The following is a 13,105-nucleotide window of genomic DNA, read 5'->3' on the forward strand; positions in this document are numbered from 1 at the left end:
CCCCGCAGGACATGCGGAGTGCCGGGAAGTGCCGGGAGTGCCGGTTTCGTACGGCAGACTTGGGACTCGAGGACCGAAGTGAAGGATGGGTATGCCGACCACACCTGCCACCGCGAAGCACAGCTCGTCGAACGGCGCCGCGGAAGCGATCTTGCTGGAACTGGTCGACGAGGACGGCGTGACGATCGGCACCGCGGAGAAGCTGTCCGCCCACCAGCCACCGGGACGGCTGCACCGCGCCTTCTCCGTGTTCCTGTTCGACAACCGCGGCCGGCTGCTGCTGCAGCAGCGGGCCCTGGGGAAGTACCACTCCCCCGGCGTGTGGTCCAACAGCTGCTGCGGCCACCCCTACCCCGGTGAGGCACCCATGGCGGCGGCGGCCCGGCGCACGTACGAGGAGCTGGGGATCTCCCCGTCGCTGCTCGCCGAGGCGGGCACGGTCCGCTACCACCACCCGGACCCGGACTCGGGCCTGGTGGAGCAGGAGTACAACCACCTCTTCATCGGCCTGGTGCAGTCCCCGCTGCGGCCGGACCCGGAGGAGATCGCCGCCACGGCGTTCGTGACGCCCGCCGAGCTGGCGGAGCGGCAGGCGCGGGACACCTTCTCCGTCTGGTTCCCGACCGTGCTGGACGCGGCGCGCCCCGCGGTCAGGGAGCTGACGGGTCCCGCGGGCTGGTGAGCTCCGGGGACGGCGCCGGAAGTGCTGTCAGACCTGGTGCGCGGGCTTGAGCGGCAGGGCTGCCCAGATCACCTTGCCGCCGCTCGCGGTGTGCTCGACGTCGCAGACACCGCCGGCCTCCCGCGCGATCTCGCGGACCAGCAGCAGCCCGCGCCCGCCGGTGCGCGCGTGGTCGGTCTCCAGGGCGGTGGGGCGGTAGGGGTGGTTGTCCTCCACGGACACCCGCACCCACTCCGCGCCGACCGCGATCTCCACGGCGAGCATCGGCGAGAGCAGCGCCGCGTGCCGTACGGCGTTCGTGACCAGCTCGGACACGATCAGCAGCAGCCCGTGGAGCAAGTCGTCCGAGACCGGGACGCCCTGGCGCAGCAGCAGGTCCCGGACCGCGTGCCGGGCCTGCGGGACGGAGGCGTCGACGGCGGGCGCGGTGAACCGCCAGACGCCCTCGTACGGAAGCGGATCCGGCGGTACGTCGCCCAGGGGTGCCCTGGCGCCGCCCTCCGGGCGTGAGCCGTACCCGCGCCCGTGGTTGTCCATCGTCCGGTCGCCACCCTCGCGCTCGATTGTCACCACACGTCGAGTGTTGGTAACGCACCGCGCCCAGCCCAAGGACTGAACACAAGTCAGCGTGTTTCAAGCGCCTTGTGACCGTTGCCGCACGAATCGGTCAGGGACGGGACCGGTGCTGACCCGTCCACGCAGACATCGCGAACTTTTCGGGTTGTACGGTCCATGCGTCCCCCGAGCCCGCCCCGGCCGGGACGGCACCGCCACCGCTAGGCGGTGCCGTCGGAGACCATGCCGACGATGCGGCGGCCGCCGAAGCCGGTCGCGATCAGGCCGAGGCCGTCGAAGAGCAGGGCGAGGGAGAAGAAGGCGCCGATGACGTACTGGCTGCTGCTCGGCCAGGAGCCCAGTACCAGGACGCCCAGCAGCAGGTAGAAGGCGCCCAGCAGCAGCGTCCAGCCGAACTGGGGGCCGCGCACGACGAGGCTGCCGACCACCCGGAACAGGCCTCCGGTCAGGAACAGCAGGGCGGCGAACATGGTGAGCGCGGCGGCGGTCGCGTGCGGATGGCCGATGACCACCACGCCCGCCGCGATGTTCAGCGCGGCCACGATGACACCGAGCCAGAAGAAGCTCGAACCGCGCGCCTGGACCGCGTGCAGCAGCCCGACGAGACCGCCGATCAGCAGCAGCCAGCCGAACAGGAGCATGGAGGTCAGCGTGACGGCGGCCGTGTAGACGAGCCCGACAAGACCGGCCACCACCAGGAGCACCCCGAGTCCGGCGAGCCAGCCGAAACTCCGGCGCATCCTCGCCGTCTCACTGCGGGGCTTGGTCAACCTGGCCATCGGCGCCTCCTCGAAGCCGCGCGGGCCCCCCGTTTCCACGTTTTGTTCCCTTTGCCACCGTGTCGTAACTGTCCCCCGGCCCTTCTTGATCAAACGCTCGGCCGGGCGGATAGCATCCGGCGCATGGAGCCGCAGTTGCTGCACGACGTCACCGGCGCGGTGGCCACCGTCGTGGTCCACCACCCGGCCAAGCGCAACGCGATGACCGCCGCGATGTGGCGGGCGCTGCCCCCGCTCCTGGACGACCTCGCGGCCGATCCGGGCGTGCGGGCGCTGGTGCTCACGGGGTCGGGCGAGACGTTCTGCTCCGGCGCCGACATCTCCACGCTGCGCGGCTCACCGCGGGAGGCGCAGCGACTCGCGGGGGAGGCCGAGGAGGCGCTCGCCGCGTTCCCCAAGCCGACGCTGGCGGCGGTGCGCGGGCACTGCGTGGGCGGCGGCGCCCAGCTCGCGGCGGCCTGCGACCTGCGGTTCGCCGAGGCGGGGGCGCTGTTCGGGGTGACGCCGGCCAGACTGGGCATCGTCTACCCCTCCTCCGCCACCCGCCGGCTGGTCTCCCTGGTGGGCCCGGCGACCGCCAAGTACCTGCTCTTCTCGGGCGAGTTGATCGACACGGAGCGCGCGCTGCGCACCGGCCTGGTCGACGAGGTGCTGCCGGAGGGCGAACTCGCCAAGCGGGTCGCGGAGTTCACTGAAATCCTCGCCGCTCGCTCGCAGCTGACGCAGGCCGCGGCGAAGGAGTTCGCGGACGGCCGCACGGACCGCGACGCCCACTGGGCCGAGCAGGCGGGCGCGAGCGGCGACACCGCGGAGGGCGTCGCCGCGTTCCTGGAGCGCCGGACCGCCCGGTTCACCTGGAGCGTGCGGTAGCCGGCCGTCCACATCAGCACGAAGCGGCGGCTTCGCCGCGCCATGCGACCGATTCCTCGCGGGCCGGAGGACGGCCGCGATGACGGGTTTCCCACCTTTCCCACCTTTCCCGCCATTGCCGCCCGTTCCCGCCGGGGCGCGGGGTGGCGGGAACGCGCCTCGCCGGGCGGCGCCCTGCGGCCAGGTTGCCGGTGGGGCCTGCCACAATTGCGGCGCACACCGAAGTGGAGAAGGCGGTACGGGATCGTGACGACACCCCTCACAGCGTCCATCGAGGACAGGATCGCCGAGGAGCTCGGCGTACGGGAGCGGCAGGTCAAGGCCGCCGTGGAGCTGCTGGACGGCGGTTCGACGGTGCCCTTCATCGCCCGCTACCGCAAGGAGGCGACCGAGATGCTCGACGACGCGCAACTGCGCACCGTCGAGGAGCGGCTGCGGTATCTGCGGGAACTGGAGGAGCGGCGGGCGGCGATCCTCGAGTCGGTGCGCGAGCAGGGCAAGCTCACCGATGAACTGGAGGCGCGGATCCGCGGCGCCGAGACCAAGGCGCGGCTGGAGGACGTCTACCTGCCGTACAAGCCGAAGCGGCGGACCAAGGCGCAGATCGCCCGGGAGGCGGGTCTGGAGCCGCTGGCCGAGGGCCTGCTCGGTGATCCGTCCGTGGAGCCGCTCGCGGCGGCGGCCGCCTTCGTCGACGCGGACAAGGGCGTCGCCGATCCGCAGGCGGCGCTGGAGGGCGCGCGGGCGATCCTCACCGAGCGGTTCTCGGAGGACGCCGACCTGATCGGCGAGCTGCGCGAGCGCATGTGGGTGCGCGGGCGGCTGGCCGCCAAGGTGCGGGAGGGCAAGGAGGAGTCGGGCGCCAAGTTCGCCGACTACTTCGACTTCGCCGAGCCGTTCACCGAGCTGCCCTCGCACCGGATCCTCGCGATGCTGCGCGGGGAGAAGGAGGAGGTCCTGGACCTCGTCCTGGAGCCGGAGGAGCAGGTGGACGGCCCGTCGTCGTACGAGGGGATCGTGGCCCACCGGTTCGGGATCACCGACCGCGGCCGGCCCGCCGACAAGTGGCTCCAGGACACGGTCCGCTGGGCCTGGCGCACCCGGATCCTCGTCCACCTGGGCATCGACCTGCGGCTGCGGCTGCGCACGGCCGCGGAGGACGAGGCGGTCAACGTGTTCGCGGCCAACCTGCGCGACCTGCTGCTCGCCGCGCCGGCCGGCACGCGCGCGACCCTCGGTCTCGACCCCGGGTTCCGTACGGGCGTGAAGGTCGCCGTGGTCGACGCGACCGGCAAGGTCGTCGCCACCGACGTCGTCCACCCGCACGTTCCGGCCAACCGGTGGGACGAGGCCGTCGCCAAGCTGGCCCGGCTGGCCAAGGAGCACGCGGTCGACCTGATCGCGATCGGCAACGGCACCGCGTCCCGGGAGACCGACAAGCTGGCCGCCGACGTCATCGCCAGGCACCCGGAGCTGAAGCTCACCAAGGTGATGGTGTCGGAGGCGGGCGCGTCGGTGTACTCGGCGTCGGCGTACGCCTCGCGGGAACTGCCCGACATGGACGTCTCCCTGCGCGGCGCGGTCTCGATCGCCCGCCGGCTCCAGGACCCGCTGGCCGAACTGGTCAAGATCGACCCCAAGTCGATCGGGGTCGGCCAGTACCAGCACGACCTGTCCGAGGTGAAGCTGTCCCGCTCGCTGGACGCGGTGGTCGAGGACTGTGTGAACGGCGTCGGCGTGGACGTGAACACCGCGTCCGTGCCGCTGCTCGCGCGGGTCTCCGGCGTCACCTCGTCACTGGCGGAGAACATCGTGGCGCACCGGGACGCCAACGGGCCGTTCACCTCGCGGGCGCAGCTCAAGAACGTCTCGCGGCTGGGTCCGAAGGCCTACGAGCAGTGTGCGGGCTTCCTGCGGATCCGCGGCGGCGACGACCCGCTGGACGCCTCCAGCGTGCACCCCGAGTCCTATCCCGTGGTCCGCCGGATGGTGAAGACCACGGGCCAGGAGGTGGCCTCGCTGGTCGGCAACACCGGGGTGCTGCGCTCGCTCCGGGCGGCCGACTTCGTGGACGACACGTTCGGCCTGCCGACGGTGAGCGACATCCTGAAGGAGCTGGAGAAGCCGGGGCGCGACCCGCGGCCGGCGTTCAGGACGGCCACGTTCAAGGAGGGCGTCGAGAAGATCGCCGACCTGTCGTCCGGGATGGTCCTGGAGGGCGTGGTGACGAACGTGGCGGCCTTCGGCGCGTTCGTCGACGTCGGCGTCCACCAGGACGGTCTGGTGCACGTCTCGGCGATGTCGAAGCAGTTCGTGAAGGATCCGCGCGATGTCGTCAAGCCCGGTGACATCGTCAAGGTGAAGGTGCTGGACGTCGACATCCCGCGCAAGCGGATCTCGCTGACGCTGCGTCTGGACGACGAGGCGGCGCCGCAGGACCGCCAGGCTCAGGGCGACGGCGGCGACCGGCGCCGTCGCGGCGGCCGGCCTCCGCAGCAGCGCCAGGGCCGCGGCGGCGGTGGCGGTGGCGGCGGTTCCCGCCAGGCGCCCCCGCCCGCCAACAGCGCGATGGCGGACGCCCTCCGGCGCGCCGGCCTCCTCGACCGGAAGTAACGCCCGCCGCTGACGCCGCGGCCCGGACCCGCCTTCGGGCGGGTCCGGGCCGTTTCCCGTCGACGTGACCGGCGGCCGCGCGGACCCGTCGGGGCGGGGTCATCGCGGCGGGTGCTGGCCCGGGGGGAGCTCGGCGTGGGGGCGTGGGGCCGCGCCCGGGGGCGGCGGGCCCGGGGTGAAGGCGGCGTTGGGGTGCCCCGTTCGCATCACGTCCTCGAGCTGCCGCTGTATGGTCGTGGCCGCGTCACGCACGCGCGCGGGCACGTCCCCTCGTTCGGCTACGAGTTGGTGATAAATGGGGGCGTCTTGGAACATGGGTGACCATGCCTTCCGATCTGCGGTTTCGTTCCGCTGGGCAACGGTGACCGAGTGTAAGACCCCCTGTCCGGCCGTTCACCGCGGGTCCCCGCAAGGCGGGAAAGCGCTAATGCTCCGTCACCTTGCCCTCGGCCACCTCCAGTCGGCGGGTGACGTGCACCGCGTCGAGCATGCGACGGTCGTGGGTGACCAGCAGCAGGGTGCCCTGGTAGGAGTCCAGCGCCGACTCCAGTTGCTCGATGGCCGGCAGATCCAGGTGGTTGGTGGGCTCGTCCAGGACCAGGAGGTTCACGCCCCTGCCCTGGAGGAGGGCGAGCGCGGCCCGGGTCCGTTCGCCCGGGGAGAGCGTCGCGGCGGGACGCGTCACATGGTCCGCCTTGAGACCGAACTTGGCGAGCAGCGTCCGCGCCTCCACCGGCTCGGTGTCCGGCACCGCCGCGCAGAAGGCGTCCAGCAGGGCTTCGGTGCCGTGGAAGACGCGGCGGGCCTGGTCGACCTCGCCGACCAGCACGCCGGAGCCCAGCGCCGCGTGCCCGGCGTCCACCGGGATCCGCCCCAGCAGCGCGGCCAGCAGCGTCGACTTGCCCGCGCCGTTGGCCCCGGTGACCGCCACCCGGTCCGCCCAGTCGATCTGGAGGTTCACCGGGCCCAGCACGAAGCCGCCCCGCCGCACCTCCGCGTCCCGGAGCGTGGCGACGACCGCGCCCGAGCGCGGGGCCGACGCGATCTCCATGCGCAGCTCCCACTCCTTGCGGGGCTCCTCGACGACCTCGAGCCGTTCGATCATGCGCTGGGTCTGGCGGGCCTTCGCGGCCTGCTTCTCACTGGCCTCGCTGCGGAACTTGCGGCCGATCTTGTCGTTGTCGCCGCCCGCCTTGCGCCGGGCGTTCTTCACGCCCTTGTCCATCCAGGACCGCTGCATCTGGGCCCGGTCCTGGAGGGCGGCCCTCTTGTCGGCGTACTCCTCGTAGTCCTCGCGGGCGTGCCTGCGGGCGACGTCCCGCTCCTCCAGATAGGCCCCGTATCCGCCGCCGTAGAGGTTGATCCGCCGCTGGGCCAGGTCGAGTTCGAGGACCTTGGTGACGGTGCGGGTGAGGAACTCGCGGTCGTGGCTGACGACGACCGTCCCGGCGCGCAGGCCGGTCACGAACCGCTCCAGGCGCTCCAGGCCGGCCAGGTCGAGGTCGTTGGTCGGCTCGTCGAGCAGGAAGACGTCGTAGCGGGACAGCAGCAGCGAGGCGAGTCCGGCGCGGGCCGCCTGGCCGCCCGACAGGGATGTCATGGGCTGGTCGAGGCCGACGGCCAGGCCGAGCGAGTCGGCGACCTCGTCGGCGCGTTCGTCGAGATCGGCGCCGCCGAGGCCGAGCCACCGCTCCAGGCTGCTCGCGTACGCGTCGTCCGCGCCCGGCGCCCCGTCGACGAGCGCCTGCGTGGCCTCGTCCATGGCCCGCTGGGCCGCGGCCACCCCGGTACGCCGGGCGAGGAACTCCCGTACGGTCTCCCCCGCCCGCCGCTCCGGCTCCTGGGGCAGGTGCCCGACGCTCGCCCCCGGCGGGGACAGGACGACCTCGCCCTGTTCCGGGGTGCTCAGCCCGGCGAGCATCCTGAGCAGGGTGGACTTGCCCGCGCCGTTGGCGCCGACCAGCCCGATCACGTCCCCGGGCGCGACGACGAGGTCCAGTCCGGCGAACAGCGCGCGGTCGCCGTGCCCGGCGGCGAGGTTCTTGGCAACGAGGGTGGCAGTCATCAGGAGACCGATCCTAACGGCGGTGCCCCGGCGGCTCTCCGTGCGCCACCGCCGCCACCAGCACGCCCCCGGCCGTCCGCGCCACCACGAAGGACTCCCCCTTCACCGCCCGGGCGTCCAGCGCGAGCCGGTGCCGGCCCGGTTCCAGGACGCCGTCGAAGAGTTCCCGGGTGCGGGTGCGGTGCAGCCGGTCCAGTCGGTGGGCGGTGAGCCGGACCCGGCAGGCGGAGGTGACCTCGACGTCCGCCGCGCCGCCGGCGGCCGTCAGCCGGGTCAGCCGGCGCCGCTCGACGGGACCGGGGTCCAGGGCCTGCTCGATCCGGGCGACCAGGAGCGGCACGATCGGAGGAGTCCCGTCGACCCGGGCCACGTCGGCGCCCGCGCGCTCGAAGGCGCCCCGGACGGCGGCGCGTTCGGCCGGGCCGACGCCCGTGCCGAAGACGACGGCACCGTACTGGCACAGTTCGCCGGTGTGGATGTGGACCGTGTCGCCGGCGATGTCGGCGCCGATGCCGAGGGCGCGCAGGGCGGCGGCGAGCCGGGCGAGGGCGGCGGCCCGGGCCCCGACGAGCAGCACCCGGCGACGGGGCGCGCGGCCGTCGCCGTCGCCGTCGCCGTCCAGCAGCGATCGCAGTGCCGCGCGGTACTCGGCGCCGGCGAAGCGGAACGGACCGATGCCGTGGTAGCCGTCCCGTTCCAGGTCGGCGTGCGCGTCCGTCTGCCAGGCGAAGTCCCGCCATACGTAGTCCGCCCCGTCCGCCCCGTCCGTACCGGTGCCGCGCGCGTGGGCCCGCTCGATGACGGCGGTGACCGCGCCGCAGGCCAGGTCCTCGCACTCGGGGCAGCCGTAGATGAGGTACCGGCCGCCGGGCAGCGGCGCCTCGCTCTCCAGCAGCAGGCCGCGCACCTGGGCGGCGAGGATCGCGGGCGGCACGTCCGAGGCGAGCGGGGAGACCGCGTCCAGGTCGGCGAGCCGGAACAGCAGGGACCGTCCGTCCACGACGAAGTCCACGAAGTCACGGTGGAGCCGGTGGCCGCCGTCGGCGGCGATCTCCCCGGGACGCGTCGCCGGGGCCAGACCGAAGGTCGTGTACTCGGCAGGCATGCCGTGAGTATTCCCGCCCCGGGGCCGAGGTGAGCACGGTGTGCGCCTTCCGCTACCGTGCGCTGCGTGGACAGTGAGCCGGGTGCCGAGGTGGTGGTGGTCGGCGGCGGCGTCATCGGGCTGACGACGGCCGTCGTGCTGGCCGAGCGCGGCCGGCGGGTGCGGGTGTGGACGCGTGAGCCCGCCGAACGCACGACGTCGGCGGTCGCCGGGGCGCTGTGGTGGCCGTACCGGATCGAGCCGGAGTCGCTCGTCGGGGAGTGGTCGCTCGAATCCCTGGCGGTGTACGAGGAGTTGGCGGTGCTTCCTGCCGAGACGGGCGTACGCATGGTCGAGGGGGTGCACGCCGGGACGCGGCTGGACTCGCTGGGGCCGTGGGCGGCGCGGGTGCCCTCGCTGCGCCCGGCGCACGCCGGGGAGTGGGCGGCGGGAACGGCGCTGTGGGCAAGGCTCCCGCTGATCGACATGTCGGCACATCTGCCGTGGCTGCGCGAGCGGTTGACCGAGGCGAGCGGGGTCGTCGAGGAGCGGACGGCAACCGATCTGGCGGCGGTCGACGCGCCGGTCGTCGTGAACTGCACCGGCCTCGGCGCCCGTGAGCTCGTCCCCGATCCCGCGGTGCGTCCCGTGCGCGGTCAGCTCGTCGTCGTGGAGAACCCGGGGATCACGACGTGGCTGACGGCGGTCGACCCCGCCTCGGAGTCCTCCACCTATGTCTTCCCGCAGCCGGGCGGGCTCGTCCTCGGCGGCACGGCCGAGGAGGACGACTGGTCGCAGGTACCCGATCCGGCGGTGGCCGACCTGATCGTCGAGCGGTGCGCGGCCCTCCGGCCGGAGATCGCCGGGGCGCGGGTGCTGGGGCACCGGGTGGGGCTGCGGCCGGTCCGGCACGCGGTGCGGCTGGAGCGCGAGGAGCTGCCGGGCGGGCGGGTGCTGGTGCACAACTACGGGCACGGCGGGGCCGGGGTCACGGTGGCCTGGGGTTGTGCGCGCCGGGCGGCCGGGCTGGCGTATCCGGCTGCCTGAAATCGGGGGCGCTCCTGGCGGCACGTCCAGTGCACGGGCGTGGCTCGAAAGGTCCCTGAGCGTGTTCCGCTCATGACGGCCGAATGGCGATCGTGTGACAGGGGTGGGCATGGACACGTCTGTGGCCACCGGGACTCAATAGGCTCCGAACCAACCTCGTGCCCCTACGACTTGGAGCTGACGTGCACCGCAGAATGATCGCGCCGGGCGCACTGGCGGCGGCCACCCTGCTGCTGGCGATCCCGGCATCGGCCGCGAGCCACTCCCCCGGCGCACCGGGCATCGGCGACCCCTATCACCCGTACTACGGCAACGGCGGATACGACGTCTCCCACTACGACCTCAGACTGAAGTACCAGCCGGCCACGGACGAGCTGGAGGGCACGGCGACGATCGAGGCACGGACCACGCAGGACCTGTCCAGCTTCGACCTGGACTTCCTGCTGGACGTCAGCGAGGTGCGGGTCAACGGCGCCACGGCCGCCTACGCCTCCTCCGGTCAGCACGAGCTGGTGATCACCCCGAAGAAGCCGCTGGCCAAGGACACGCCGATCACGGTGGTGGTCCGCTACAGCGGCGTGCCGTCCACGAAGAGCGCGTACGGCTTCACCACCTGGCACCGCACCCCGGACGGCGGGATCGCGGCGGACGAGCCGGAGGCGGCCTGGTGGTGGTTCCCGAGCAACGACCACCCGAGCGACAAGGCCACCTACGACGTGTCGGTGGCCGTGCCGGACGGCACGCAGGCGATCTCCAACGGCACTCTGCAGTCGACCGGTTCGCAGCTCGGCTGGACCCGGTACAACTGGCGCCAGAACAAGCCGCAGGCCACGTATCTGGCGACGCTCGCGATCGGGAAGTTCGACATCACGACAAACACCTCCGAGGGCGGTGTCCCCGTCCTCAACGCCTACAGCAGGGACCTCGGCGACAACGCCGGGGCGGCCCGCGCGAGCGTGGAGCGCACCGGTGAGATCGTCGACTGGCTGAGCGGCTTTTTCGGGCCGTATCCGTTCGGCTCGGCGGGCGGCTATGTGCCGAACACGACGACCGGCTACGCGCTGGAGACGCAGACCAGGGCGTACTACAGCCCGAAGCAGTTCGCAGGCGGCTCCAACACGTCCGTCGTCGTGCACGAGCTGGCCCACCAGTGGTACGGCGACAGCGTGTCGCTGAAGGGCTGGAAGGACATCTGGATCAACGAGGGCTTCGCGCGCTACGCCCAGTGGCTGTGGTCCGAGCACGAGGGCGAGGGCACCGCGCAGGAGCTGGCGGACTGGGTGTACGCCTCGCACCCCGCCGGCGACCCCTTCTGGACGGTCGCGCCGGGCGATCCGGGTCCGGACGACCAGTTCGACATCGCGGTCTACGACCGGGGCGCGCTCGCCGTGCAGGCGCTGCGCAACGAGATCGGCCACAAGGCGTTCTTCGCCCTGCTGAAGGGCTGGCCGCAGAAGCACGCCTACGGCAACGCCTCCGTGGCCGACTTCCGGAAGTACGCCGAACAGGTCTCCGGCAAGCCGCTCGCGGCCCTCTTCGACACCTGGCTGTTCCAGCCGGCCAAGCCGGCCGCCCCCGCGGCACGCGCGGCGTCTCTGACGAAGGCGTCGGCTCCCACCGCTCCGCCGAGGTCCTGGAAGAAGATCGAAGCGACGAACGACGTGCACACGAGGTGACCCACGGCCGGGCGACCCACGCGGCCGCCCGGCCTCACCCACTCGGAGTGAGCGGGGTGGGGACGTTACTCCGTGATCTCGGAGAGCTCCCGGTCGGCCGTCCGGGAGACGCGGTGGCGGACGCCGAACCAGCCGGCGACCAGGAGGGCCGCGATCAGCGGGATCAGCAGGAGGGTCTTGCGGCCCACCTCGGGGTCGTTCCACATCATGCCGAGGCAGCCGATGAAGAAGGCGATCGTGGCGATCTCGGTGAACGGGCTCCAGGGAAGGCGGAAGTGCGGGCGGGTGAGTCGGCCGGCCTTGGCGCGGCGGACGAAGACCAGGTGACAGATCATGATGGTCACCCAGGTGCTGACGATGCCGAGGGAGGCGATGTTCAGCACGATCTCGAAGGCCTGGGCGGGCATGACGTAGTTCAGGCCGACGCCGAGCACGCAGACCGCGCAGGTCAGGAGGATGCCGCCGTAGGGGACCCGGCTGCGGCTCATCACGCCGGTGAACCTCGGAGCGGAGCCCGCCGCGGCCATGGAGCGCAGGATGCGGCCGGTGGTGTACAGGCCGGAGTTCAGCGACGACATGGCGGCCGTGAGGACGACGAGGTTCATGACGTCGCCGGCCGCCGGGACGCCGATCCTCGACAGGACGGTGACGAAGGGGCTCTCCCCGGCCGAGTAGACCGAACCGGGCAGCAGCAGGGCGAGCAGGATGACCGAGCCGACGTAGAACAGGCCCACGCGCCACATGATCGAGTTCACCGCGCGCGGGATGATCTTCTCCGGCTCGGCGGTCTCACCGGCGGCGACACCGATCATCTCCAGGGCGGAGTAGGCGAAGATCACGCCCTGCATGACGAGGACGACCGGCATCACGCCGTGCGGGAAGAACCCGCCGTGGTCGGTGATCGAGCTGAGGCCCGGGGTCCGGCCGCCGACGTCGTGCTGCGTGGCCAGCAGGAAGACGCCGATCAGCATGAAGCCGACCAGGGTGGCGACCTTGACGATCGCGAACCAGAACTCCATCTCGCCGAAGATCCTGACCGAGATCAGGTTCACGGCGAGGACCACGGCGAGGGCGATCAGCGCGAGCACCCACTGCGGGACGGACGTGAACATGCTCCAGTAGTGCGTGTAGAGCGCGATCGCCGTGATGTCGGCGATACCGGTCGTCGACCAGTTCAGGAAGTACATCCAGCCGGCGACGTAGGCGCCCTTCTCGCCGAGGAACTCGCGCGCGTACGACACGAAGGAGCCGGACGAGGGCCGGTACAGGACCAGTTCGCCGAGGGCCCGGACGACGAAGAACGCGAAGATGCCGCAGACGAGGTAGGCCAGCGCCAGGGCGGGGCCCGCGTTGTGCAGGCGACCGCCCGCTCCTAGAAAGAGCCCGGTTCCGATCGCCCCACCGATGGCGATCATGTTGACGTGACGGTGCTTGAGGTCCTTGCTGTATCCGGCGTCGCCCGCGTCGGCGGGCGTCCCGGTCGCCTGGTGGGAGGCGACCTGTGCCGTGGGCACGGCGTCCTTGCTCAAGGGTGGTTCCACTTTCTGGTGCCCGGGCGCCTGCGCCCGGGTGTCCGTACGTGATCCGGCCCGCACCACCCGTGTCGCGGTACAGACCAGGGCAGCAGCTTCCCCGGCGGCTGGTTCCCCGGCGATGGCGTACGTCACAGAGCGGAACTTCTCACACAGAGCGTTCACTCATCGGTAACCGGCC

General features: G+C 72.2%; 10 protein-coding genes. 5 read left to right on the forward strand and 5 right to left on the reverse strand.

The annotated features are described in order from the left end of the window. Positions 1 to 91: 91 nt before the first annotated feature. The gene (gene idi / locus ACIOWN_RS22220; RefSeq protein WP_362351442.1) at positions 92 to 682 is read left to right on the forward strand and encodes an isopentenyl-diphosphate Delta-isomerase; all 591 of its coding nucleotides are present in this window, start codon (positions 92 to 94) and stop codon (positions 680 to 682) included. A gap of 27 nt (positions 683 to 709) precedes the next feature. Here the strand turns inward: idi and ACIOWN_RS22225 are convergent, their stop codons facing one another. Next, positions 710 to 1,219 (reverse strand): ATP-binding protein, encoded by a 510-nt coding sequence (locus ACIOWN_RS22225; protein ID WP_362351519.1) that lies wholly within the window; start codon positions 1,217 to 1,219, stop codon positions 710 to 712. Between the two features lie 239 nt (positions 1,220 to 1,458). Then, complete coding sequence (locus ACIOWN_RS22230) at positions 1,459 to 2,037, reverse strand: DUF308 domain-containing protein (protein WP_362351439.1); 579 nt, start codon at positions 2,035 to 2,037, stop codon at positions 1,459 to 1,461. Positions 2,038 to 2,160: 123 nt separating this feature from the next. Here ACIOWN_RS22230 and ACIOWN_RS22235 point away from each other — a divergent pair, with 123 nt between their 5' ends. Together ACIOWN_RS22235 and ACIOWN_RS22240 are read left to right on the forward strand one after the other, a co-directional pair. Next, positions 2,161 to 2,907, forward strand: a complete 747-nt coding sequence (locus ACIOWN_RS22235; RefSeq protein ID WP_362351436.1) for an enoyl-CoA hydratase-related protein — start codon at positions 2,161 to 2,163, stop codon at positions 2,905 to 2,907. A gap of 246 nt (positions 2,908 to 3,153) precedes the next feature. Beyond that, positions 3,154 to 5,520: a Tex family protein gene (locus tag ACIOWN_RS22240; RefSeq protein ID WP_362351433.1), complete on the forward strand. Its 2,367-nt coding sequence runs from the start codon at positions 3,154 to 3,156 to the stop codon at positions 5,518 to 5,520. A 424-nt stretch (positions 5,521 to 5,944) separates the two neighbouring features. On the opposite strand, the gene ACIOWN_RS22245 is transcribed toward ACIOWN_RS22240, so the two are convergent. Further along, positions 5,945 to 7,585: an ABC-F family ATP-binding cassette domain-containing protein gene (locus tag ACIOWN_RS22245; RefSeq protein WP_362351427.1), complete on the reverse strand. Its 1,641-nt coding sequence runs from the start codon at positions 7,583 to 7,585 to the stop codon at positions 5,945 to 5,947. A 13-nt stretch (positions 7,586 to 7,598) separates the two neighbouring features. Then, entirely contained in the window at positions 7,599 to 8,690 is a 1,092-nt protein-coding gene (locus ACIOWN_RS22250) for an oxidoreductase (RefSeq protein WP_401983168.1), read from the reverse strand. Between the two features lie 90 nt (positions 8,691 to 8,780). Here ACIOWN_RS22250 and ACIOWN_RS22255 point away from each other — a divergent pair, with 90 nt between their 5' ends. Continuing rightward, the gene (locus tag ACIOWN_RS22255; protein ID WP_401983260.1) at positions 8,781 to 9,716 is read left to right on the forward strand and encodes an FAD-dependent oxidoreductase; all 936 of its coding nucleotides are present in this window, start codon (positions 8,781 to 8,783) and stop codon (positions 9,714 to 9,716) included. Between the two features lie 182 nt (positions 9,717 to 9,898). Continuing rightward, positions 9,899 to 11,392: a M1 family metallopeptidase gene (locus tag ACIOWN_RS22260; RefSeq protein ID WP_401983169.1), complete on the forward strand. Its 1,494-nt coding sequence runs from the start codon at positions 9,899 to 9,901 to the stop codon at positions 11,390 to 11,392. 65 nt (positions 11,393 to 11,457) lie between these two features. Here the strand turns inward: ACIOWN_RS22260 and ACIOWN_RS22265 are convergent, their stop codons facing one another. Then, positions 11,458 to 12,921: an amino acid permease gene (locus ACIOWN_RS22265; protein ID WP_401983170.1), complete on the reverse strand. Its 1,464-nt coding sequence runs from the start codon at positions 12,919 to 12,921 to the stop codon at positions 11,458 to 11,460. Positions 12,922 to 13,105: the final 184 nt, after the last annotated feature.

The sequence above is a fragment of the Streptomyces sp. NPDC087787 genome, assembly GCF_044743035.1.
GTDB lineage: Bacteria > Actinomycetota > Actinomycetes > Streptomycetales > Streptomycetaceae > Streptomyces.